This is a genomic window from Cellulomonas palmilytica, from assembly GCF_021590045.1.
GTDB classification, from domain to species: domain Bacteria; phylum Actinomycetota; class Actinomycetes; order Actinomycetales; family Cellulomonadaceae; genus Cellulomonas; species Cellulomonas palmilytica.
Window position 1 is genome coordinate 2324227 of record NZ_CP062221.1, and the last position, 22776, is coordinate 2347002.

22 protein-coding genes are annotated in these 22776 nt (G+C 73.8%); 17 read left to right on the forward strand and 5 right to left on the reverse strand.

The window, feature by feature from the left end:
• The 9 genes from F1D97_RS10565 (at window position 1) to F1D97_RS10605 (ending at window position 10665) form a co-directional block, all read left to right on the forward strand.
• Window positions 1-807, forward strand: coding sequence for a TlyA family RNA methyltransferase (locus F1D97_RS10565; protein ID WP_236120475.1), 807 nt, complete (start codon window positions 1-3; stop codon window positions 805-807).
• Window positions 804-1718 carry an NAD kinase gene (locus F1D97_RS10570; protein ID WP_236120476.1) on the forward strand — a complete coding sequence of 305 codons (915 nt, stop codon included), beginning with the start codon at window positions 804-806 and terminating at the stop codon, window positions 1716-1718. The genes F1D97_RS10565 and F1D97_RS10570 overlap by 4 nt, the downstream gene beginning before the upstream one ends.
• Window positions 1715-3448, forward strand: a complete 1734-nt coding sequence (recN, locus tag F1D97_RS10575) for a DNA repair protein RecN (RefSeq protein ID WP_236120477.1) — start codon at window positions 1715-1717, stop codon at window positions 3446-3448. The genes F1D97_RS10570 and recN overlap by 4 nt, the downstream gene beginning before the upstream one ends.
• Window positions 3449-3454: 6 nt before the next feature.
• Window positions 3455-4642: a putative cytokinetic ring protein SteA gene (steA, locus tag F1D97_RS10580; RefSeq protein WP_236120478.1), complete on the forward strand. Its 1188-nt coding sequence runs from the start codon at window positions 3455-3457 to the stop codon at window positions 4640-4642.
• A 43-nt stretch (window positions 4643-4685) separates the two neighbouring features.
• Window positions 4686-5759: a copper transporter gene (locus F1D97_RS10585; protein ID WP_236120479.1), complete on the forward strand. Its 1074-nt coding sequence runs from the start codon at window positions 4686-4688 to the stop codon at window positions 5757-5759.
• Complete coding sequence (locus F1D97_RS10590; RefSeq protein WP_236120480.1) at window positions 5756-6643, forward strand: hypothetical protein; 888 nt, start codon at window positions 5756-5758, stop codon at window positions 6641-6643. The genes F1D97_RS10585 and F1D97_RS10590 overlap by 4 nt, the downstream gene beginning before the upstream one ends.
• Entirely contained in the window at window positions 6640-8289 is a 1650-nt protein-coding gene (gene murJ / locus F1D97_RS10595) for a murein biosynthesis integral membrane protein MurJ (RefSeq protein WP_236120481.1), read from the forward strand. The genes F1D97_RS10590 and murJ overlap by 4 nt, the downstream gene beginning before the upstream one ends.
• A 112-nt stretch (window positions 8290-8401) precedes the next feature.
• Window positions 8402-10069: a CTP synthase gene (locus F1D97_RS10600; RefSeq protein WP_317618852.1), complete on the forward strand. Its 1668-nt coding sequence runs from the start codon at window positions 8402-8404 to the stop codon at window positions 10067-10069.
• 50 nt (window positions 10070-10119) lie between these two features.
• Complete coding sequence (locus F1D97_RS10605) at window positions 10120-10665, forward strand: NUDIX domain-containing protein (RefSeq protein WP_396022512.1); 546 nt, start codon at window positions 10120-10122, stop codon at window positions 10663-10665.
• A gap of 78 nt (window positions 10666-10743) precedes the next feature.
• On the opposite strand, the gene F1D97_RS10610 is transcribed toward F1D97_RS10605, so the two are convergent.
• From F1D97_RS10610 to F1D97_RS10630, 5 genes are all read right to left on the reverse strand, one after another.
• Window positions 10744-11556, reverse strand: coding sequence for an ABC transporter permease (locus F1D97_RS10610; RefSeq protein ID WP_236120482.1), 813 nt, complete (start codon window positions 11554-11556; stop codon window positions 10744-10746).
• Window positions 11556-12605: an ATP-binding cassette domain-containing protein gene (locus F1D97_RS10615; protein WP_236120483.1), complete on the reverse strand. Its 1050-nt coding sequence runs from the start codon at window positions 12603-12605 to the stop codon at window positions 11556-11558. The genes F1D97_RS10610 and F1D97_RS10615 overlap by 1 nt, the downstream gene beginning before the upstream one ends.
• A 114-nt stretch (window positions 12606-12719) precedes the next feature.
• Window positions 12720-13727, reverse strand: coding sequence for a COX15/CtaA family protein (locus tag F1D97_RS10620; protein WP_236120484.1), 1008 nt, complete (start codon window positions 13725-13727; stop codon window positions 12720-12722).
• 83 nt (window positions 13728-13810) lie between these two features.
• A complete protein-coding gene (locus F1D97_RS10625) occupies window positions 13811-14590 on the reverse strand; it encodes an ABC transporter permease (RefSeq protein ID WP_236120485.1) in 780 nt (259 codons plus the stop codon).
• Window positions 14587-15534, reverse strand: coding sequence for an ABC transporter ATP-binding protein (locus F1D97_RS10630; protein WP_236120486.1), 948 nt, complete (start codon window positions 15532-15534; stop codon window positions 14587-14589). Before F1D97_RS10630 ends, F1D97_RS10625 begins: the two co-directional genes overlap by 4 nt.
• A gap of 283 nt (window positions 15535-15817) precedes the next feature.
• On the opposite strand from F1D97_RS10630, the gene F1D97_RS10635 reads away from it, so the two are divergent.
• From F1D97_RS10635 to F1D97_RS10670, 8 genes are all read left to right on the forward strand, one after another.
• Entirely contained in the window at window positions 15818-16684 is an 867-nt protein-coding gene (locus F1D97_RS10635) for a helix-turn-helix transcriptional regulator (RefSeq protein ID WP_236120487.1), read from the forward strand.
• Entirely contained in the window at window positions 16681-18120 is a 1440-nt protein-coding gene (sufB, locus tag F1D97_RS10640; RefSeq protein ID WP_236120488.1) for a Fe-S cluster assembly protein SufB, read from the forward strand. The genes F1D97_RS10635 and sufB overlap by 4 nt, the downstream gene beginning before the upstream one ends.
• Window positions 18120-19415 (forward strand): Fe-S cluster assembly protein SufD, encoded by a 1296-nt coding sequence (gene sufD, locus F1D97_RS10645; RefSeq protein ID WP_236120489.1) that lies wholly within the window; start codon window positions 18120-18122, stop codon window positions 19413-19415. The genes sufB and sufD overlap by 1 nt, the downstream gene beginning before the upstream one ends.
• Entirely contained in the window at window positions 19412-19744 is a 333-nt protein-coding gene (locus tag F1D97_RS10650; protein WP_236120490.1) for a non-heme iron oxygenase ferredoxin subunit, read from the forward strand. Before sufD ends, F1D97_RS10650 begins: the two co-directional genes overlap by 4 nt.
• A 25-nt stretch (window positions 19745-19769) precedes the next feature.
• A complete protein-coding gene (gene sufC / locus F1D97_RS10655) occupies window positions 19770-20525 on the forward strand; it encodes a Fe-S cluster assembly ATPase SufC (protein ID WP_236120491.1) in 756 nt (251 codons plus the stop codon).
• Window positions 20526-20607: 82 nt separating this feature from the next.
• Window positions 20608-21894 carry a SufS family cysteine desulfurase gene (locus F1D97_RS10660; RefSeq protein WP_236120492.1) on the forward strand — a complete coding sequence of 429 codons (1287 nt, stop codon included), beginning with the start codon at window positions 20608-20610 and terminating at the stop codon, window positions 21892-21894.
• 17 nt (window positions 21895-21911) lie between these two features.
• Complete coding sequence (sufU, locus tag F1D97_RS10665) at window positions 21912-22388, forward strand: Fe-S cluster assembly sulfur transfer protein SufU (RefSeq protein ID WP_236120493.1); 477 nt, start codon at window positions 21912-21914, stop codon at window positions 22386-22388.
• A complete protein-coding gene (locus F1D97_RS10670; RefSeq protein WP_236120494.1) occupies window positions 22385-22714 on the forward strand; it encodes a metal-sulfur cluster assembly factor in 330 nt (109 codons plus the stop codon). Before sufU ends, F1D97_RS10670 begins: the two co-directional genes overlap by 4 nt.
• Window positions 22715-22776 lie beyond the last annotated feature (62 nt).

Genomic DNA, 22776 nt, shown 5'->3' on the forward strand with positions numbered 1-22776 from the left:
GTGACCACCCGACTCGACACGGAGCTGGTGCGTCGCGGCCTGGCCCGGTCGCGCCGCCACGCCGGTGAGCTCATCGCCGCCGGGCGCGTCAGCGTCGACGGGCGCCCCGTGCACCGCAGCGCGACGCAGGTCGACCCGGAGCGCGGCGTCACGGTCGCGCAGCACGACGACCCGGGGTACGCGTCGCGCGCCGGGCACAAGCTCGCGGGCGCGCTCGATGCGCTCGGCGACCTCGACGTCGCAGGTCGGCGCTGCCTGGACGCGGGCGCGAGCACGGGCGGCTTCACGGACGTCCTGCTGCGCCGCGGTGCGCTGTCGGTGTGCGCGGTCGACGTGGGGCACGACCAGCTCGTCGCCCGGCTGCGGGACGACCCGCGCGTCGAGGTGCGTGAGGGCGTCAACGTCCGCACGCTCGCGGCGGGCGACGTGGACCCCGCGCCGAGCCTCGTCGTCGCGGACCTGTCCTTCATCTCGCTGCCGCTGGTCCTGCCCGCTCTCGCCGCGGTCGCCGCGCCGGACGCGGACCTGCTCGCGATGGTCAAGCCGCAGTTCGAGGTCGGCCGGGGGCGGCTCGGCTCGGGCGGCGTGGTACGCGACCCGCGGCTGCGCGCGGAGGCTGTCGTGACCGTGGCGCGCGCCGCGGCCGACCTCGGGCTCGGGGTCCTCGGGGTCGTCCCGAGCCCGCTGCCGGGACCGAGCGGCAACGTCGAGTACTTCCTGTGGCTGCGGGCCGTGCCCGCGCCGCAGGTTCCCGTCGAGCGGATCGAGCGCGTCGTGAGCGGCGCGCTCCCCGGAGGTGTCCTGTGACGCGTCGTGCCCTGATCGTCACCCACCGCGGGCGGCTCGAGGCGGTGAGCGCCACGCGCGAGGCCGTGCGGGTGCTCCAAGGCGCCGGCATCGAGCCGGTCCTCGCCTCCGAGGAGACCGTGGCGGGGGACCTGCCCGACTTCGAGCTCGCGATCGTGCTCGGCGGGGACGGAACGATCCTGCGGGCGGCGGAGCTCACGCGTGGCACGGGCGTCCCGCTGCTGGGTGTGAACCTCGGGCACGTCGGGTTCCTCGCGGAGAGCGAGCGCGACGACGTGGGTGAGGCGGTCCGACGGCTGACGGAGGGCGACTTCGAGGTCGAGGAGCGTGTCACGCTGCGTGTGCGCGTGCTGCTCCCCGGCGGGGACGTCGTGGAGGACTGGGCGCTCAACGAGGCGGCGCTCGAGAAGGCGGAGCGCTCGCGTATCCTCGAGGTCGCGGTCGAGGTCGACGGACGGCCGCTGTCGAGCTTCGGCTGCGACGGCGTGGTCGCCGCGACGGCCACGGGCTCCACGGCGCACGCGTTCTCCGCGGGCGGTCCGGTCGTGTGGCCGGACGTGGACGGCATGATCCTGGTGCCGATCTCGGCGCACGCGCTGTTCGCGCGGCCGCTCGTCGTCGGCCCGGGCAGCCGCCTCGCGCTCGAGGTGCTGGAGCGCTCGCCCGCACCGGGACAGCTCACGTGCGACGGGCGCCGGGTGGTGGACGTGCCGCAGGGCGCGCGGGTCGAGGTGACGCGCAGCGACGTGCCGGTGCGGCTCGCGCGGCTGAGCCCCGCACCGTTCACCACGCGGCTCGTGCAGAAGTTCGCGCTGCCGGTCACGGGGTGGCGTGGTCTCGCTGCCGCGCGTCGCAACGGCGCGGGTGCGCCCGGAGTCGGCACCGACGAGGGCGACGGTGGTGCGCGGTGATCGAGGAGATCCGGATCAACGACCTGGGCGTGATCGGGGCCGCGGACGTGCGGCTCGGTCGCGGCCTGACGGTGCTCACGGGCGAGACCGGCGCCGGCAAGACGATGGTGCTCACCGCGTTGTCGCTGCTGCTCGGCGGCAAGGCCGACCCGGCGACCGTGCGCACGGGCGCGGGTTCGGCAGCCGTCGAGGGACGTGTCGTGCTCGCGCCGGGGCACCCCGCGCTCGAGCGTGCGGCCGAGGCCGGTGGTGCGGTGGACGACGACGGCAGCCTGCTGCTGGTGCGGACCGTCGGCGCCGCGGGGGAGGCCGGCTCGGGTCGCTCGCGCGCCTTCGTCGGGGGGCGGTCGGTGCCCCAGGCCGTGCTGGCCGAGCTCGCGGAGTCGCTCGTGACGGTGCACGGGCAGGCGGACCAGGCGCGGCTGCGCTCACCCGCGCACCAGCGCGCCGCTCTCGACGAGTTCGCGGGGCCGGACCACGCGCAGACGCTGCGCGCCTACCGCGACGCGTGGACCGAGCGCGTGCGGGTGCGCGCCGAGCGCGGGGAGCTCGTCGAGCGTGCGCAGGACCGCTCGCGCGAGGCCGAGCTGCTGCGGCTCGGGCTCGCTGAGGTCGAGCGCGTCGACCCGCAGCCCGGTGAGGACGTCGAGCTCGCGGCTGAGGAGGCGCGGCTGGCGCACGCGGAGGAGCTGCGGGTCGCGGCGGTCACGGCGCACGACGCGCTCGCGGGCGACACCGAGTCCGGCAGCGGGCTCGTGAGCGCCGCGGACCTCGTCGAGCAGGCGCGGCGTGCGCTCGAGCACGTCGGGACGCACGACCCCGCGCTGGCCGACCTCGCGACGCGTGTCGGCGAGGCGGGGTACGTCCTCGCGGACGCCGCCGCGGAGCTCTCGTCGTACGCGTCCGACCTGCAGGCCGACCCGCGCCGGCTCGAGGTCGTCAACCAGCGGCGCGCCGAGCTCGCGACGCTCACGCGCGCGTACGGCAAGGACGTCGCCGAGGTGCTCGAGTGGTCGCGCACCGCGAGCCTGCGGCTGCTCGAGCTCGAGGGCGGGGACCAGCGGATCGAGGAGCTGGACGCGCGGCTGGCCGAGCTCGACGCGCGGCTCGCCGAGCTCGCGGGCACCGTCTCGGCGGCGCGCACGGCCGCGGCGGAGCGGCTCGCGAAGGCGGTGTCCGCCGAGCTCGCGGGGCTCGCGATGGCCGGCGCGCGGGTCGAGGTCGTCGTGCGGCCCGCCGACGAGCCGGGCCCGCACGGGGCCGACGACGTCGAGATGCTGCTCGTGCCGCACGCGGGCGCGCCCGCCCGGCCGCTGGGCAAGGGCGCCTCCGGCGGCGAGCTGTCGCGCGTGATGCTCGCGCTCGAGGTGGCGCTGGCCGAGCGCGCGGGCGCCGAGCGGCCGGGTACGTTCGTGTTCGACGAGGTCGACGCCGGCGTCGGCGGCAAGGCCGCGGTCGAGGTCGGGCGGCGGCTCGCGGCGCTCGCGCGCGACGCGCAGGTGCTCGTCGTGACGCACCTCGCTCAGGTCGCGGCGTTCGCCGACCACCACCTCGTCGTGTCGAAGTCGAGCCACGGCGGGGTCGACGTCGTCACCGCATCGGACGTGAGGTCCGTCACGGACGACGAGCGTGTGCGCGAGCTCGCACGCATGCTGAGCGGTCAGGACGACTCGGACTCGGCACGCGCGCACGCGGCGGAGCTTCTGGAGCTGTCGGGCATGGGACGATGAACCACGATGAGAGCCACTCTGCGTCGTCGTCGTCCGCCCGCGCCTGAACCCGGGGTCGCCGGACCCGCCCGTGTCGACCGTCGGACCAAGTCGCTGACCAAGCGCCTGCGCCCCGGCGACATCGCCGTCATCGACCACGAGGACCTGGACCGCGTGTCGGCCGAGGCCCTCGTCGCGTGCCAGCCCGCGGCCGTGCTCAACGCGGCGCGCTCGACGTCCGGCCGGTACCCGAACCTCGGCCCCGAGATCCTCGTCGAGGCGGGCATCCCGCTGATCGACGACCTCGGTCCCGACGTCATGGGCATCACCGAGGGGCACCACGTCCGGGTCCTCGACGGTGCCGTGCACGACGGCGCGACCCTCGTCGCGGAGGGGGTCGAGCAGACCGAGGCGAGCGTCGCGCTCGCGATGGAGGAGGCGCGCGCCGGCCTCTCGGTGCAGCTCGAGTCGTTCGCCGCGAACACGATGGACTACCTGCGCCGCGAGCGGGACCTGCTGCTCGACGGCGTGGGCGTCCCCGACATCGACACGCGCATCGACGGCCGCCAGGTGCTCATCGTGGTGCGCGGGTACCACTACAAGGAGGACCTCGTCACGCTGCGCCCGTACATCCGTGAGTACCGCCCGGTGCTCATCGGCGTCGACGGCGGAGCGGACGCGATCCTCGAGGCCGGCTGGCGGCCCGACATGATCGTCGGCGACATGGACTCCGTCTCCGACCGGGCGCTGTCGTGCGGTGCGGAGGTCGTCGTGCACGCCTACCGCGACGGCCGCGCGCCCGGCATCGCGCGCGTCGAGCAGCTCGGCGTCCCGCACGTCGTGTTCCCGGCGACGGGCACGAGCGAGGACGTCGCGATGCTTCTCGCCGACGACAAGGGCGCCGAGCTGATCGTCGCGGTCGGCACGCACGCCACGCTCGTCGAGTTCCTCGACAAGGGCCGATCGGGCATGGCGAGCACGTTCCTCACGCGCCTGCGCGTCGGCGGCAAGCTCGTCGACGCCAAGGGCGTCTCGCGCCTGTACCGCCAGCGGATCTCGAACCTGCAGCTCACGCTCCTCGTGCTCGCCGGCCTGCTCGCTCTGGGCGTCGCGCTCGCCTCCACCGAGGCCGGGCAGACGTTCTTCGGGCTCGTGGGCGCGCGCGTCGACGACTTCACCTCGTGGGTCCGCGGCCTCTTCGGAGGCGCCGCATGAGCACCCACGCCGCCCCGGGCACGACCCACGGAGAGACCGCCTCGTGATCGACTTCCGCTACCACCTCGTCTCGCTCATCTCGGTGTTCCTCGCCCTCGCGGTGGGCATCGCGCTGGGCGCCGGCCCGCTCAAGGAGACGATCGGTGACACCCTCACCGGTCAGGTCGACCAGCTGCGCACCGAGAAGGACGAGCTGCGCGCACAGCTCGACGCGACCACGGGCGACCTCGCGGACGCGCGGACGTTCGTCGACGCGTCCGGCCCGGCGCTGCTCGACGGTGCGCTCGAGGAGCGCCGCATCGCGGTCGTCGCGCTGGGCGACGTGCCCGAGGCCGAGCGCACCGCGGTCGACCAGCGCCTCGCCGAGTCGGGTGCCGACGTCACCGCGCACGTGACGCTCACGGACGCCTGGTTCGACCCGGACCTGCGCTCGTACCGCAACGCGCTCGTCGGCCTCGTGCTCGAGAACCTCGACCCCGCGCCCGCCGACGACGCGACGCTCGACGAGCAGCTCGCGCAGGCGCTCGTGCAGGGCCTCACGGGCGCGGACCCGGCCTCGCCGGACACCCTGACGGCGGACGCCGGGAACGTCCTCGCGATCCTGTCTGAGGGCGACAACCCGATGATCTCGCTCGCGGACCCCGTCACGACCGGCGCGGACGCGATCGTCGTCCTCGCGGTCCCGGTCGAGCCCGCCGCCGACGACGCGGCGGCGACCCCGACGAACGAGGCGGACGCCGAGGCCTCGACCGACGCGCACGTCGCGGTGCTCCGTGCGGCACAGGACCTGTCGGAGGGCTCCGTGCTCGTCGACGGCCCGCGCGGCCCCGGCAGCCTCGTGGACGTCGTGCTCGCGGACGAGGCGCTCGCGTCGCGCCTGGCGACGGTCTCGGGCGCCGAGCTCGTCACCGGCCAGGTCACGGTGCCGCTCGCGCTCGCGGCGCGCATCGCGGGCGCCAACGGGCACTACGGGTTCGGCGACGGTGAGACGCCACTGCCCGTCCCGGTGCTCCTGCCGCCCGTCGACCGCACGCCCGTCACGGTCGACCCCGAGCAGGAGGGTGGACAGCCGCAGGGCGAGGCGACGGCGACCGCGACCGCAGGTGCCGGCGGATGAGCGTGACGCGACGGTTCGTCGCAGCGGCGACGGCGCGGACCGTCACCGCGGTCGTGCGGGCCGTGCTCGAGGAGCACGCACCCGGCGGGCAGCAGCGCTGGCTGCGCACGAACCACCGCGGTGAGCCCGTCAGCATGCTCGAGGGGCCGTCCGTCGCGGCGGGCGTGCTCGCGGGCGCGCTCGTCGCACCCGGACGTGCCGCGGCGGCGACCGCGGTCGCGACCGCGACGGGCGCGGCGTTCGGCATCGTCGACGACCTCGCGGAGGACACCGAGGACCGGCGCAAGGGTCTGCGCGGCCACCTCGGTGCGCTCGCGCAGGGGCGCGTCACGACGGGCGGGCTCAAGGTCCTCGGCATCGGCGCGGGCGCGCTGCTGGCCGCCGCGATCGCCACGCCGCGCACGTCGTCGACCGGCGAGCGCCGCGGGCTGCTCGGCTGGGGTGCGGACGTCGCGATGTCGGGCGCGCTCGTCGCGACGAGCGCGAACCTCGTCAACCTGCTCGACCTTCGCCCCGGGCGCGCGCTCAAGGCGAGCACGCTCACCGCGCTGCCGCTCGTCGCCGCACCCGGCGGGGGTGCCGTCGGCGCCGCGTCGGTGGTCGGCGCCTCGGCGGCGGCCGCGGGGGCGGACCTCGCGGAGACCGACATGCTCGGCGACGGGGGCGCGAACGCGCTCGGGGCAGCGCTCGGCGCGTCGCTCGTGCTGAGCGCACCCCGTCCGGTGCGGCTCGCCGCGCTCGCCGCGACGCTCGGCCTGACGCTCGCCAGCGAGAAGGTGAGCTTCACGACCGTCATCGAGTCGACGCCCGTGCTGCGCGACATCGACCGCTGGGGCCGGCGACCCGTGCACGTCCCGGCCGAGCCGCCGGGCGACGAGGGGTGAGCCCTCAGGTCCGCCGCGCGCTCGGCGGGCTCGCCGGGGCCGCGGCCATGATCGCCGCGGTCACGGTGCTCTCGCGGCTCCTGGGGTTCGCGCGGTGGCTCCTGCAGGCGTCGCAGGTCGGCGACGGCGCGATCGGCGACGCGTACAACTCGGCGAACCTGCTGCCCAACGTCCTGTTCGAGGTCGCGGCCGGCGGCGCGCTCGCGGGTGCGCTGATCCCGCTGCTCGCCGCGCCCATCGCGCGCGGTGACCGGCGCGAGGTCGAGCGGACCGCGTCCGGCGCGCTGGGCTGGACGCTGCTCGTCCTCGGTCCGCTCGCGCTGCTGCTCGCGGCGCTCGCGTCCCCGATCGCGCACGTGCTCGCGCACACGCCCGACCAGGTCGCGCTCATCCGGTTCTTCATCCTGGTCTTCGCGGTGCAGGTGCCGATGTACGGCGTGGCGGTGCTCCTGTACGCGGTGCTGCAGGCGCACAAGAAGTTCTTCTGGCCGGCGTTCGCGCCCGTCATCTCCTCGCTCGTCGTCATGACGACGTACCTCGTCTACGGCGCGCTCGCGAACGGCGAGCGGTCGGACCCCGACGCGCTCGCGGCGGGTGCGCTCGACGCGCTCGCGTGGGGCACGACCCTCGGCGTCGCGGCGATGTGCCTGCCGATGTTCGTGCCCGTGCACCGGCTCGGGGTGCGGCTGCGCGTGACGCTGCGGTTCCCTCCGGGCGTCGGGGCGCGCCTCCTGCGTCTCGCGCTCGCGGGCGTCGGGTCGGTCGCGGCGCAGCAGCTCGCGCTGCTCGTCGTCATGCTCGTCTCGTGGTGGCAGCCGTACGCCGAGACGGGGACGCTCACCCGCTTCCTCTACACGCAGCAGGTGTACCTGCTGCCGTACGCCGTGCTGGTCGTGCCGCTGGCGACGTCCACGTTCCCGCGGCTCGCGGCGCGCGCGTCCGCGGGGGACCGGGCCGGCTTCGCGACGATGGCCGCGGTCACGACGCGCGCCGTGCTCGTCGCCGCGGGGGTGGGCGTCGCGGTCGTCGTGGCCGCCGCTCCCGCCGTCGCGACCGTGTTCGCGCACATCGCCGGCAACGCCGCGATGGGCGACCAGATGAGTCTCGCGCTGACCTGGATGATGCCGGGGCTCGCCGGGTTCGCGCTGCTGTTCCACGTCTCGCGCTCGCTGTACGCCCTCGAGCGGGGCCGCGCGGCCGTCACGGCGAACGTGCTCGGCTGGGGTCTCATGGCGCTCGCCGCGGTCATCCTGGTGCGCATCGGTGTCCCGGACGGCGGTGCGGTCGTCTCGATCGGCGCCGCGAGCAGCGTCGGCATGCTCGTCGCCGGCGTGACCGCGCTCGTCCTGCTGCGACGCGCCGCCGGCCCGGGTGCGCTGCTCGGGCTCGCGCGCACGACCGCGGTGCTGCTGGCCGGCGTCGGCGTCGCGGCGGTCGCCGGGCGGTGGGTCGCGGACGCGGTCCAGGACGTCGCCGGCGACGGGGTGTGGACGGCGATCGGTGCCGGTGCGGGGGCGGGCACGCTCGCGCTCGCGGTCGTCGCCGCGGTCGTCGGGCTCGCGGACCGGTCCACGGTGGTCGGCGTGCTGCGGGCTGAGCGGCCGGCCGGGTCGACGCCGCCCACCCGCGTCCCGGGAACGCGGTGACGGACGTTCGGCGGCCGCCGCGCGCCGACGCGCGCGCCGCGGCCGGTACGTGGTCCGACTCACCGCGCGCCGAGCACCTCAGTGGCGACGACGTCGGGTAGGCTGGAATCCCGTGACAGAGCGCGCGCACCGACTCTCCGGGCGGTCGGACCACCTGACCCGGCACATCTTCGTCACCGGGGGAGTTGCCTCCTCTCTCGGCAAGGGCCTGACGGCGAGCAGCCTCGGCCGACTCCTCCGCTCGCGTGGCCTGACGGTCACCATGCAGAAGCTCGACCCGTACATCAACGTGGACCCGGGCACCATGAACCCGTTCCAGCACGGCGAGGTCTTCGTGACCGACGACGGCGCGGAGACGGACCTCGACGTCGGCCACTACGAGCGGTTCCTCGACGTGAACCTCGTCGGCTCGGCCAACGTCACCACCGGCCAGGTCTACTCGCAGGTCATCGCCAAGGAGCGCCGCGGCGAGTACCTCGGCGACACCGTGCAGGTCATCCCGCACATCACGGACGAGATCAAGGAGCGCATGCGCTCCCAGGCGTCCGAGGGCGTCGACGTGATCATCACCGAGATCGGCGGCACGGTGGGCGACATCGAGTCGCAGCCGTTCCTCGAGGCCGCCCGCCAGGTGCGCCACGACCTGGGCCGCGACAACGTGTTCTTCCTGCACGTGTCGCTGCTGCCGTACATCGGCCCGTCCGGTGAGCTCAAGACGAAGCCGACGCAGCACTCGGTCGCCGCGCTGCGCAGCATCGGCATCCAGCCCGACGCGATCGTGCTGCGTGCGGACCGCGAGGTCCCCGAGTCGATCAAGCGCAAGATCGCGCTGTTCTGCGACGTCGACGTCGACTCGGTCGCGATCGCCAAGGACGCGCCGAGCATCTACGACATCCCGCGCGTGCTGCACTCCGAGGGCCTCGACGCGTACGTCGTGCAGCGCCTCGGCCTGCCGTTCCGCGACGTCGAGTGGAGCGGCTGGGACGAGCTGCTCAAGCGCGTGCACGAGCCCGCGCACTCCGTCGAGGTCGCGCTCGTCGGCAAGTACATCGACCTGCCGGACGCGTACCTGTCCGTGACCGAGGCCCTGCGTGCCGGTGGTTTCCACCACGACGCGAAGGTCGTCATCCGCTGGGTCACCTCCGACGACTGCCAGACCCCCGAAGGCGCGCAGTCGGCGCTCGAGGGCGTCGACGCGGTGCTCGTGCCCGGCGGGTTCGGCGTGCGCGGCATCGAGGGCAAGCTCGGCGCGCTGCGCTGGGCCCGCGAGAACCAGGTGCCGACCCTCGGCCTGTGCCTCGGCCTGCAGTGCATGGTCATCGAGTACGCGCGCAACGTCCTGGGCCTCGAGGGCGCGTCGTCGTCGGAGTTCGACGACGACCCGGCGCACCCCGTCATCGCGACGATGGCCGAGCAGCTCGCGATCGTCGGCGGCGGCGGTGACCTGGGCGGCACCATGCGCCTGGGCGCGTACGACGCGGTCCTGACGCCGGGCTCGGTGGTCGCGGAGGCGTACGGCGCCACGCGGATCAGCGAGCGGCACCGCCACCGCTACGAGGTCAACAACGCCTACCGCGACAAGCTCGAGGAGGCCGGCCTGGTGATCTCGGGCGTCTCGCCCGACACCTCGCTCGTCGAGTTCGTCGAGCTGCCGCGGGAGACCCACCCGTACTACGTCTCGACGCAGGCGCACCCGGAGTTCAAGTCGCGGCCGAACCGTGCCCACCCGCTGTTCGCGGGTCTCATCGGTGCGGCGCTCGCGCAGCGGGACGACAGCTGAGCACCCCGCGCGACCGTGCCCAGGACCGCCCGGTCCTGGAGCACGACGTCGTGTACCGCGGACGCGTCTGGGGCGTCGCGCGTGACGTCGTCGACCTGGGGGATTCCCAGGTCGTGCGGGAGTACGTCGCGCACACGGGTGCGGTCGCGGTGATCGCGCTCGACGACGAGGACCGCGTCCTGCTGCTGTCGCAGTACCGCCACCCCGTGCGGCACGTGCTGTGGGAGCCTCCCGCGGGTCTGCTGGACGTGCCGGGCGAGGACCCGGTCCGCGCGGCGGCCCGCGAGCTCGCCGAGGAGGCCGACCTCGTGGCCGGCCGCTGGTGGCGGCTCGTGGACTTCTTCACCACGCCGGGCGGCTCGTCGGAGCGGATCACGGTGTTCCTGGCGCGTGAGCTGTCGCCCGTGCCGGACGCCGATCGGTTCGTCCGCGAGGACGAGGAGGCCGCCATGGTGCCCGAGTGGGTGCCGCTCGACGAGGCGGTCGCGGGCGTGCTGGGGGACCGGTTCGCGAGCCCGTCCACGGCGGTCGGCGTGCTCGCCGCGGCGGCGGCGCGCGCCCGCGGCTGGGACACCCTCGAGGCCGTCACCCTCTGAGCGCCGGGGCTGACGAGGGCCGAGCGAGGGCCGGGTCGGGAGTCGCATCCCGACCCGGCCTTCGTCGTCCGTCCTGGTTCAGCGGCTCGTGCTGCGCCGGTACTGCGCGTTGGCGAGCGGGATGAACACCGCCAGGAAGATCACCGCCCAGATGAGCGTGTAGAGCGCGGCGTTCTGCAGCGGCCAGGACGTGGGCTCGGGGACCCCCGCGGGGATGTTCCCGAACAGCTCGCGCGACGCCTGCGTGACGGCCGAGACCGGGTTCCACTCGGCGAACGTCTGCAGCACCTTCGGGAGCGTCTCGAGCGGGACGAACGTGTTCGCGACGAACGTCAGCGGGAAGATCACGATGAACGTCGCGTTGTTGAACACCTCGACGCTGGGCACGAGCATCCCGAGCCACGCCATGATCCAGGAGATCGCGTAGGCGAACACGATGAGCAGCGCGAAGCCGGCGATCGCCTCGAGCGGCGAGGAGTGGATGCTCCAGCCGACGAGCAGGCCGGTCAGCGACATCACGATCAGCACGAGCACGTTGTTGATGACGTCGGACAACGTGCGCCCCGTGAGCACCGCAGACGGTGCCATGGGCAGCGAGCGGAAGCGGTCGATGATGCCCTTCTTGACGTCCTCCGCGAGCCCCGCACCGGTGATCGTGGCGCCGAAGATGACCGTCTGGGCGAAGATGCCGGCCATGAGGAACTCGCGGTAGGCGCTCGGGTCCGTCCCGCCGGGCACCTGGATGGCCCCGCCGAACACGTACGCGAACAGCAGGACGAACATGATCGGCGAGAGCGTCGTGAAGACCAGCAGGTCCGGGACGCGCTTGATCTTGATGACGTTGCGGCGGGCGACGACGTTCGCGTCGCTCAGCACGGTGGGCAGTGCCATCACTCACCCTCCTTCGCGGGGTTCTCGTCGTCCTCCGCCGGGCGGCCGGTGAGAGCGAGGAACACGTCGTCGAGCGTCGGCCTGCGCAGGCCCACGTCGTCGAGCGCGATCTGCTCCGCGTCCAGCAGCCGCAGCGCCTCGGTCAGGGTGCGCGCACCGCCGGTCACCGGCATGAGGAACGTGCGCCGGTTCTCGTCCAGGGTCGGGTGGCCCACGCCCAGGGGGCCGAGCAGCTCGGCGGCGCGGTGCAGCGTCGTGGCGTCGGCGACGGACAGCTCGAGCCGCTCTCCGCCGACCTGGAGCTTGAGCTGGTCCGCCGTGCCCTGCGCGATCACCTTGCCGTGGTCGATGACCACGATCTCGTCGGCCAGCACGTCGGCCTCCTCGAGGTACTGCGTGGTGAGCAGGAGCGTCGTCCCGCCCGCGACCAGGGTCTGGATGACCTCCCACATGTCCGCGCGTCCGCGCGGGTCGAGGCCCGTGGTCGGCTCGTCGAGGAAGATCACGGGCGGGCTCGCGACGAGCGCGCCCGCGAGGTCGAGGCGGCGGCGCATGCCGCCCGAGTACGTGCGCGACGGCCGGTCCGCGGCGTCCTCGAGCCGGAACTGCGCGAGCAGCTCGCGCGCCCGCTCGCGGGACCGCTTCTTGCCGAGGTGGTAGAGGCGGCCGATCATCTCGAGGTTCTCGTACCCGGTGAGGTACTCGTCGACGGCCGCGTACTGCCCCGACAGGCCGATGCGACGGCGGACCGCGCGCGGGTCGTGCAGCACGTCGATGCCCGTGACGTGCGCCGAGCCCTCGTCGGGCCGCAGGAGCGTCGCGAGGACGCGGACGGTGGTGGTCTTGCCCGCACCGTTCGGGCCGAGCAGGCCCAGGACGCTGCCCTGGGGGACGGTGAGGTCGACGCCGTCGAGCGCGACGACCTCCTTGTACCGCTTCACGAGCCCCCGCGCGACGACGGCGGGCTGCGCCTGCGGTGCGACGTCCGGCGGGGCGGACCCCGCGGATGCGTGCCGGCCTGCGTGCCGGTCGATGGTGTCGTCGGTCATGGTCGCGACTCTAGGTGTGACGTCTGACACGGAACACCCCGTTTTGCCCGGTGTGCTCCCGGCGCCGGTGCGTGGCCGCCGCGGGGGTGCGGTCGCCCGGCGCGCGACCGGACGTCAGGACGTGGGCGTGACCTGCGTCGTCGCCCCGGCGGTCGCCCGGGTACGCGTGCACAGCCACACGCGCGTCGTGCCGGCGGCCAGCAGCGCGGCGCCCACGAGGTGCAGGTTCACGAGCGCGATCGGCAGACCGGTCGCCGTCTGGACGTACCCGATCGCGCCCTGCGCGACCGACAGCGCGAGCAGCACGAGCGCCGCCCGGTGCACGGCGGGGGCCTCGGTGCCAGCCGGGCCGCCGCGGCGGGTGCGCCAGAGCAGCACGAGCAGCACGGCGACGAACGCCCACACGGCCGCGGCGTGCACGCGCGCCATGACCAGCGGGTCGGCGGCGAGGCGGTAGCCGACCTCGTCGTCGCCCGAGTGCGGGCCCGCGCCGGTCGTCAGCGTGCCGAGCACGAGCACGACGACCATGAGGCCCGCGGCGACGTGCGCGAGCAGCCGGGTCGTGCGGTCGACGAGCAGGGTGGGGGCGCCGTCGGCGCCCTCGTCGGCGCGGTGCAGCAGCACGAGCGACGCGGAGACCAGCGCCATCGAGAGCAGGAAGTGCATCGAGACGAGGATCGGCGGCAGCTCCAGGAGCACGAGCACGCCACCGACGACGGCCTGCGCGACGACGCCGGCGAGCGGCACCCAGCCGAGCAGGCGGAACGAGCGCGAGCGAGTCCGGTCCGGCCACACCACGTACGCGACGGCGACCGCCGCGAGCGTGAGCACGAACGTCATGAGCCGGTTCCCGAACTCGACGAACACGTGGTAAGTCGTCGCGTCGTGAAGCACGGGGACGAAGCTGCCCGGCTCGCACTGCGGCCACGTGGAGCAGCCGAGCCCCGACGCGGTCAGCCGCACCGCGCCTCCGGTCCCGACGATCGCGATCTGCAGCACGAGGTTCGCGACGAGGACCGAGCGCGCGTGCTCGCGCAGCCAGGCCAGCAGCGCCGTCCAGCGACCGCGCAGGCCGCGGGCGGCGCCGCGCTCGGGGACGACAGACGTGGGGCTCGCACTCACGGGACCAGCCTAGGCGGCGCCGTCCCGGCCCCGGCTCGCGGGCGGACCGGTCCGGGTGTGACGTTGTGCGCGTCGACGAGAGGTCAGTGCCAGCGGAACAGGCGCGCGGCGCCCCACCCGAGCGCGGCGGTCCACGCGACGAGCACCACCACGGACCACGCCGGGAGCGTGCCGTCCTGGAACGCCCCGCGCATGGCCTCGCCCAGCGCACCCGAGGGCAGCAGGAGCGCCAGGTGGGCGAGCGCACCGGGCAGGCGGTCCGCGGGGACGATGACGCCACCGGCGACCGCGAGCAGCAGGAGCGCGAGGTTCGCGACCGCCAGCACGGCCTCGGCGCGCAGCGTGCCGGCGACCAGCAGCGCGAGCGACGTGAACGCCGCCGTCCCGAGCAGCACCGCCACGAGCGACAGGACGACACCGAGCGCGTCGGGCCGCCAGCCGAGCGCGACCGCCGTGAGCCCGATGACGAGCACCTGCACGAGCTCGACGACGAGCACGCCGAGCACCTTCCCCGCGAGCAGCCCGCCGCGCCCGAGCGGTGTGGTGGACAGCAGCCGCAGCACGCCGTTGCGCCGGTCGAACGCCGACGCGATCGCCTGCGACGTGAACGACGACGTCATGACGGCGAGCGCGAGGATGCCGGGGGTGAAGAAGTCGATGCGGCTCAGCCCGCCGGTGTCGACGTCGAGGACGTCGGCCTGCACGAGCCCGACGAGCGCGAGGACCGGGACGACGACCGTCACGAGCAGCTGCTCGCCGTTGCGCAGGATCGCGCGCGCCTCGAACGAGGTCTGCGCGACGACGCGGGAGCGGCGCGACGAGGCGCCGGCGTGCGCTGGCGAGCCGGTGGTGGGTCCGCTCATCGCAGGGTCCGTCCGGTGAGGTCGAGGAAGACGTCCTCGAGCGTGCGGCGGCCGACGGTGAGCCGCGTCGCGAGCACGTCCTGCTCGGCGAGCCACCGCGTCAGGGCGGCGACGGTCGTCGGGCCGACGGCCCCGACGACCGCGTACGAGCCGGGGGAGGTCTCCGTCGCCGTCACCGCGGGGGCGTCGCCGGCGGTGAGGGCCGCGGCGAGCGCGGCGAGGTCGAGCCCGGGTGCCGCGTCGAGGCGCAGCGTGCGGTCGTCGCCCGACGAGACGAGGTCGCGCACCGAGCCCTGCGCGATGACCCTGCCGTGGTCGACGACGACGACGTGGTCGGCGAGGTCCTCCGCCTCGTCCATGAGGTGCGTCGTGAGCACGACCGCCACGCCCTCGTCGCGCAGCTCGCGCACGAGGTCCCACACGGCGCGGCGGGACTGCGGGTCCATGCCCGCGCTCGGCTCGTCGAGGAACGCGACCTGCGGGCGCCCGACGACGGCCGCGGCGAGCGCGAGGCGCTGGCGTTGCCCGCCTGACAGGCGACGCACGGTGGTGCGCGCGAAGGACGCGAGCCCGAGGCGTTCGGTGAGCTCGTCGAGCGGACGCGGGTCGGCGTACATGCGGGCGACGTGCTCGAGCATGTGCGCGGCGGGCACGCCCGTGGGCAGGCCGCCGTCCTGCAGCATGACGCCGACGCGGGGGCGCAGCTCACGGGCGTCGTCGACCGGGTCCAGCCCGAGGACGCGCACCGTGCCCGCGTCGGGGCGGCGCAGCCCCTCGCAGCACTCGATCGTCGTCGTCTTGCCCGCGCCGTTCGGCCCGAGGACGGCGGTCACGGCACCGGGGCGCGCGACGAGGTCGAGACCGTCGACGACGGCGCGGTCGCCGTAGCGCTTGACGAGTGCGGAGATCTCGACGGCGTGCTCGGCGACGGGGGAGGCGGGCACGGACGACGAGTCTAGGTGGCCACGGACGCCGCGCGCCCGCGGGTCCGTGCGCCGTCGCGTGGGGCACGTCACACCGTGGACGGGAAGGCGCGAAGGGTTGCCTTGCTTGCGGATACTGAATTTGGCAACAACCATGTTGTCGATATCCGTCGTCGGGCTCGTCGTGCCTCGCATCGCCAACTCGGCACCCCGGCGGCTCTCGAACGGCCGTCCCCCGGGCCGACGCCCCGCACAGCGGGAGCGACGGACGCCGGGAACGGGCCGAACCGACCGGGGAGGTGGGATGAGCAAGGTCACGCACGTCGCGCGCACCCCGGACGCCCACGCCCCGGCCGCGCACGCCACCGCCCCGCACGCCACCGCCCCGCACGCCACCGCCCCGCACGCCACCGCCCCGCACGCCACGGCCCCGTACGCGGGCCACGGCGACGACACCGCCGACGCCTCGACGCGTCAGCGGGTCCTGCAGCTCGTCGCGGGCGAGGGGCCCATCACGGCCGCCGACCTCGCGGCCCGGCTCGACCTGACGCCCGCCGCGATCCGCCGTCACCTCGGCGTGCTCGAGGGCGTCGCGCAGATCGCGGTGCACGACGGCGTGGGTCTCGGCCCCGCACGGCGTGGCCGGCCCGCCAAGCGGTACGTCGTGACGGCGCAGGGTCAGAGCGCGCTGTCGCACCGGTACGCCGAGATCGCGACCGACGCGCTGCGGTTCCTCGCCGACACGGTGGGGACCGAGGCCGTCGAGCGGTTCGCGGCGCAGCGCGTCGCCGAGCTCGAGGCACGGCTCGCGCCGCGGGTCGACGAGGCCGCGGGCGACGACGTCACGGGACGCGTGGAGCGCCTCGCGGACGCGTTGTCCGACGACGGCTACGCGGCCACGGCGCGCACGGTGCCCGGCCTGCACGCCGTCCAGCTGTGCCAGGGCCACTGCCCGGTGCAGGACGTCGCGCACGAGTTCCCGCAGCTGTGCGACGCCGAGACGCGCGCGTTCTCGCGCCTGCTCGGCGTCCACGTGCAGCGGCTCGCGACCCTCGCGGGCGGCGGGCACGTGTGCACCACGAACATCCCGGTCGCCCAGCCGCCACCCGCGGCGGGCACCGCCCCGACCAGCAACCCCCCTGTGCTCGCCCCGGAAGGAACGAACGCATGAGCGCACCCACGCAGGACCCGGCACAGCCGATGACGCAGGACGAGGCCATCGCCTCGATCGGCAACTACACCTACGGCTGGCACGACCCGGACGTCGCGGGCGCGACCGCTCGGCGAGGGCTGGACGAGGACGTCGTCCGTGAGATCTCGCGGCTCAAGAACGAGCCCGAGTGGATGCTCAAGACGCGCCTGAAGGCGCTGCGCATGTTCGAGAAGAAGCCCATGCCCTGGTGGGGCGCGGACCTGTCGGGCATCGACTTCGACAACATCAAGTACTTCGTGCGGTCCACGGAGAAGCAGGCGGCCAGCTGGGACGACCTGCCCGAGGACATCAAGAGCACGTACGACCGGCTCGGCATCCCGGAGGCGGAGAAGCAGCGCCTCGTCGCGGGCGTCGCCGCGCAGTACGAGTCCGAGGTCGTCTACCACCAGATCCAGGAGTCGCTCGAGGAGCAGGGCGTCATCTTCCTCGACACCGACACGGGCCTGCGCGAGCACCCGGAGATCTTCGAGCAGTACTTCGGCTCCGTGATCCCCCCGGGCGACAACAAGTTCGCGTCGCTCAACACCGCCGTGTGGTCGGGCGGCTCGTTCGTCTACGTCCCGCCGGGCGTGCACGTCGAGATCCCGCTGCAGGCCTACTTCCGCATCAACACGGAGAACATGGGCCAGTTCGAGCGGACGCTGATCATCGCGGACGAGGGCTCGTACGTGCACTACGTCGAGGGCTGCACCGCGCCGGTGTACTCCTCGGACTCGCTGCACTCGGCCGTCGTCGAGATCATCGTCAAGAAGAACGCCCGCGTGCGGTACACGACGATCCAGAACTGGTCGAACAACGTGTACAACCTCGTGACCAAGCGGGCGACCGCCGCCGAGGGCGCGACCATGGAGTGGGTCGACGGCAACATCGGCTCGAAGGTCACCATGAAGTACCCGGCGATCTACCTCATGGGCGAGCACGCGCGCGGCGAGACGCTGTCGATCGCGTTCGCCGGCGAGGGCCAGCACCAGGACGCGGGCTCGAAGATGGTGCACGCCGCGCCGCACACCTCGAGCTCGATCGTCTCGAAGTCGGTCGCGCGCGGCGGTGGCCGCACGTCGTACCGCGGCCTCGTGCAGATCCTCGAGGGCGCCTCGCACTCCGCGTCCAACGTGCTGTGCGACGCGCTGCTCGTCGACCAGATCTCCCGCTCGGACACCTACCCGTACGTCGACGTCCGCGAGGACGACGTGTCGATGGGCCACGAGGCCACGGTGTCCCGCGTGAGCGAGGACCAGCTGTTCTACCTGATGTCCCGAGGCATGCCGGAGACGGAGGCCATGGCGATGATCGTGCGCGGGTTCGTCGAGCCCATCGCGCGTGAGCTGCCCATGGAGTACGCCCTCGAGCTGAACCGCCTCATCGAGCTGCAGATGGAAGGGGCCGTCGGCTGATGACGACCACCACGAACGAGTCGGGGCTGTCGACCGACCACTCCCGCGCGGTCGCGGACGGCGCGCACACCCACGGCGTGGGCGGCGTGCCCGAGGCGTCGCGCGCCGAGCGCCGTACCTCCTTCGACGTCACGGACTTCCCGGTCCCGAACGGTCGCGAGGAGGAGTGGCGGTTCACCCCGGTCGACCGCCTCGCGCCGCTGTTCGCGGCCGCGACCGACGGCGTGCTCGCCGGTCACGGCGTGCTGACCACGGTCGTCGAGTCGCCCGAGGCGGGCGTCGAGATCGTCGACCGCGGCGACGCGCGCCTCGGCACGGTCGGCAAGCCCGGTGACCGGGCCGCCGCCGTCGCGTGGGCCTCCGCGCCGCGCGCGACGCTCGTGACGATCCCGCGCGAGGCCGTGGCGTCCAAGGTCACGTCCGTGCGCATCGAGGGCGTCGAGGGCGCCGGCAGTAACGAGGCGCCGCTCGAGCCGAGCGCCGCGCACCTCGTCGTGAAGGCCGAGGCGCTGTCGCAGGGCACGGTCGTCATCGACCACGTCGGTCACGCCGCGCTCACCGAGACGGTCGAGATCGTCGCGGAGGACGGCGCGCACCTCACGGTCGTGTCCGTGCACGACTGGGCCGACGGCTCGGTGCACAACGCGTCGCACCGCCTCAAGGTCGGCCGCGACGCGACGGTCAAGCACATCGTCGTGACGCTCGGCGGCGACGTCGTGCGCGTGACGCCCGACGCGGAGTTCTCCGGCGAGGGCGGCTCGGTCACGATGCTCGGCCTGTACTTCGCCGACGCGTCGCAGCACCAGGAGCACCGCCTGTTCGTCGACCACGCGGTGCCGAACTGCGTCAGCCGCGTGACCTACAAGGGCGCGCTGCAGGGCGAGGGCGCGCACACCGTGTGGGTCGGCGACGTGCTGATCCGCGCCGAGGCCGAGGGCACCGACACGTACGAGCTCAACCGCAACCTCGTCCTCACGGACGGCGCGCGCGCGGACTCGGTGCCGAACCTCGAGATCGAGACCGGTGTCATCGAGGGCGCGGGTCACGCGTCCGCGACCGGACGGTTCGACGACGAGCAGCTGTTCTACCTGCGGGCCCGCGGCATCCCCGAGCCCGACGCACGTCGCCTCGTCGTGCGCGGGTTCTTCGCCGAGCTCGTGCACGAGATCGGCGTGCCGGAGGTCGAGGAGCGCCTCATCGCCGCGATCGAGGCCGAGCTCGAGGAGTCGATGTCCGTGCTCGACCAGGTCGCCGTCGAGGGCAGCGAGACGGGCGCCGTCGTGGAGCAGGCATGACCGCACAGCTCGCGTGCTACGCGTCCGACGTGCCCGTCGGCGGCACGCTGCGCGTCGAGCTCGAGGCCGAGACCGGGACGGTCGAGGTCGCGATCGTGCGCGACGACGACGGCGAGCTGCACGCGATCAGCGACATCTGCTCGCACGGCGCCGTCTCTCTGTCCGACGGCGAGGTCGAGGGCTGCACGATCGAGTGCTGGCTGCACGGCTCGCGGTTCGACCTGCGCTCCGGCAAGCCGCTCGGCCCGCCCGCCGTCACCCCCGTCCCCGTCTACCCGGTCACGCTGGACGGCGAGCGCGTGCTCGTCGACGTGGACCGGACTCTCTGACCTTTTCACTGAGGAGCAACCCCGCATGACCACCCTGGAGATCCGCGACCTGCACGTCAGCGTCGAGACCAAGGAGGGCCCCAAGCCCATCCTGCGCGGTGTCGACCTGACCGTGAACAGCGGCGAGACGCACGCGATCATGGGCCCCAACGGCTCGGGCAAGTCGACGCTCGCGTACTCGCTCGCCGGGCACCCGAAGTACCAGATCACGAGCGGCACCGTGCTGCTCGACGGCGAGGACGTCCTGGAGATGTCCGTCGACGAGCGCGCCCGCGCCGGCATGTTCCTCGCGATGCAGTACCCGGTCGAGGTGCCGGGCGTGTCGGTGTCGAACTTCCTGCGCACGGCGAAGACCGCGATCGACGGCGAGGCGCCCGCGCTGCGCTCGTGGGTCAAGGACGTCAAGAACGCCATGGAGAACCTGCGCATGGACTCGACGTTCGCGGAGCGCTCCGTGAACGAGGGCTTCTCCGGCGGTGAGAAGAAGCGCCACGAGATCCTGCAGATGGAGCTCCTCAAGCCGCGCATCGCGATCCTCGACGAGACCGACTCCGGCCTCGACGTCGACGCGCTGCGCATCGTGTCCGAGGGCGTCAACCGCGTCCGCTCGACGAGCGACGTGGGCGTCCTGCTCATCACGCACTACACGCGCATCCTGCGCTACATCAAGCCCGACTTCGTGCACGTCTTCGTCGACGGCCGCATCGCGGAGGAGGGCGGCCCGGAGCTCGCCGAGCGCCTCGAGAACGAGGGCTACGACCGGTTCCTGGTCACCTCCTGACCCGTTGGTCGACCCATCCGTGCCGGGCGGCGGTGACGTCGTCCGGCACTCCACCCACCTGGCCACGTCGAGGGGATCCGCAGTGAGCACCACCCTGGAGGCCGCCGAGCTGGCGGCGGTGCGGGCCGACTTCCCGCTGCTCGAGCGCACGCTGCGCGACGGCCGGCGGCTGGTCTACCTGGACTCGGGCGCCACGTCGCAGAAGCCCGACGTGGTGCTCGACGCGGAGCAGGACTTCTACCTGCAGCGCAACGCCGCGGTGCACCGCGGCGCGCACCAGCTCGCCGAGGAGGCGACCGAGGCGTTCGAGGACGCACGGGCGCGCGTCGCGTCGTTCGTCGGGGTCTCGCCCGGCGAGCTCGTCTGGACGAGCAACGCGACCGCGGGCATCAACCTCGTCGCGTACGCGCTGTCGAACGCGACCGCGGGCCGCGGGGGAGCGGCGGCGCAGCGGTTCGCGCTGCGGCCCGGCGACGAGATCGTCGTGACCGAGGCCGAGCACCACGCGAACCTCGTGCCGTGGCAGGAGCTCGCGCTGCGCACGGGCGCGACGCTGCGCTGGATCGGCGTGGACGACGACGGGCGGCTGCGCACCGACGAGCTCGCGAGCGTCGTGACGGACCGCACGCGCGTCCTGGCGTTCACGCACGCGTCCAACGTGACCGGCGCGATCACCGACGTGCCCGCGTTCGTCTCCCGGGCCCGCGAGGTCGGCGCGCTCACCGTGCTCGACGCGTGCCAGTCGGTGCCGCACCTGCCGGTCGACCTGCACGAGCTCGGCGTCGACTTCGCCGCGTTCTCGGGCCACAAGATGCTCGCCCCCACGGGCGTCGGCGCGCTGTACGGGCGGCGCGAGCTGCTCGAGGCGCTCCCGCCCGTGACCACGGGCGGCTCGATGGTCGAGGTCGTCACCATGACGGAGACGACGTACGCGCCGCCGCCGCAGCGCTTCGAGGCCGGGACGCAGATGGTGTCGCAGGCCGTCGCGATGGGCGCGGCCGCGACCTACCTGTCCGACCTGGGCATGGAGGCCGTCGCGGCGCACGAGCACCACCTCGCGGGCCTCCTGCTCGACGCGGTGGCGTCCGTACCGGGCGTGCGGGTCGTCGGCCCGACCGACACGCGCGACCGCCTCGCGGCCGTGTCGTTCGTCGTGGACGGCGTGCACGCGCACGACGTCGGCCAGGTGCTCGACGACGCGGGCGTCGCGGTGCGCGTCGGGCACCACTGCGCGCAGCCCCTGCACCGCAGGTTCGGCGTGGCCGCCACGGCGCGCGCCACCGCCGCGGTGTACACGACCGACGAGGAGATCGCCGTGTTCCGGGAAGCACTCGCGGGGGTCCGCGCGTTCTTCGGACTGACGGACTGACGGCGGAGAGGTCGCACATGAGCAGCTCGATGGAGCAGCTGTACCAGCAGGTGATCCTGGACCACGCGAAGTTCCCGCACGGGCGGGGGCTGGGCGACGCGGTCTCGGGCGCCCACTCGGCGCAGTCGCACCAGGTGAACCCCACGTGCGGCGACGAGGTGACGCTGCAGGTCGACGTCGACGACTCCGGTGTGGTCCGCGGGCTGCGCTGGGAGGGCCAGGGGTGCTCGATCTCGCAGGCCTCGGTCTCCGTCCTGCACGACCTGGTCCTCGACCAGCCGCTCACGACCGTCGACACCCTCGCCGCGTCGTTCCGTGACCTCATGCAGTCCAAGGGCCAGGGGCTCGACGACGACGACGCCGAGGAGGCGCTCGGCGACGCCGCCGCCTTCACGGGCGTCGGCAAGTACTCCGCACGCGTGAAGTGCGCCCTGCTCGGCTGGGTCGCCCTGAACGACGCACTCATCAAGACCGGCTCCCGGGAGGACGCATGACCAGCCCCACCACGGGCTCCCCGACGACCGTCGCCGACGTCGAGGAGGCGATGCGCGACGTGATCGACCCCGAGCTCGGGATCAACGTCGTGGACCTCGGCCTCGTGTACGGCATCGCGCTCGAGCAGAACACCGCCGTCATCGACATGACGCTCACCTCGGCGGCCTGCCCGCTGACGGACGTCATCGAGGACCAGTCCGCGCAGGCGCTCGACGGCATCGTCGACGGCTTCCGCATCAACTGGGTGTGGATGCCGCCGTGGGGCCCGGAGAAGATCACGGACGACGGCCGCGAGCAGATGCGGGCGCTCGGCTTCAACATCTGACACACCTCGCGCACAGGCGGTGGACGGCGGACTCGTCGTCCACCGCATCCGTTCGTGTGACG

Excerpts from the sequence above, each read along its gene's own strand:
- F1D97_RS10625 (WP_236120485.1), bottom strand. The coding sequence starts at position 14,590 with ATGAGCGGACCCACCACCGGCTCGCCAGCGCACGCCGGCGCCTCGTCG.
- sufB (WP_236120488.1), top strand. The coding sequence starts at position 16,681 with ATGAGCGCACCCACGCAGGACCCGGCACAGCCGATGACGCAGGACGAG.
- F1D97_RS10650 (WP_236120490.1), top strand. The coding sequence starts at position 19,412 with ATGACCGCACAGCTCGCGTGCTACGCGTCCGACGTGCCCGTCGGCGGC.
- sufU (WP_236120493.1), top strand. The coding sequence starts at position 21,912 with ATGAGCAGCTCGATGGAGCAGCTGTACCAGCAGGTGATCCTGGACCAC.
- sufD (WP_236120489.1), top strand. The coding sequence starts at position 18,120 with ATGACGACCACCACGAACGAGTCGGGGCTGTCGACCGACCACTCCCGC.
- F1D97_RS10670 (WP_236120494.1), top strand. The coding sequence starts at position 22,385 with ATGACCAGCCCCACCACGGGCTCCCCGACGACCGTCGCCGACGTCGAG.
- F1D97_RS10615 (WP_236120483.1), bottom strand. The coding sequence starts at position 12,605 with ATGACCGACGACACCATCGACCGGCACGCAGGCCGGCACGCATCCGCG.
- F1D97_RS10610 (WP_236120482.1), bottom strand. The coding sequence starts at position 11,556 with ATGGCACTGCCCACCGTGCTGAGCGACGCGAACGTCGTCGCCCGCCGC.
- F1D97_RS10590 (WP_236120480.1), top strand. The coding sequence starts at position 5,756 with ATGAGCGTGACGCGACGGTTCGTCGCAGCGGCGACGGCGCGGACCGTC.
- sufC (WP_236120491.1), top strand. The coding sequence starts at position 19,770 with ATGACCACCCTGGAGATCCGCGACCTGCACGTCAGCGTCGAGACCAAG.
- steA (WP_236120478.1), top strand. The coding sequence starts at position 3,455 with ATGAGAGCCACTCTGCGTCGTCGTCGTCCGCCCGCGCCTGAACCCGGG.
- F1D97_RS10635 (WP_236120487.1), top strand. The coding sequence starts at position 15,818 with ATGAGCAAGGTCACGCACGTCGCGCGCACCCCGGACGCCCACGCCCCG.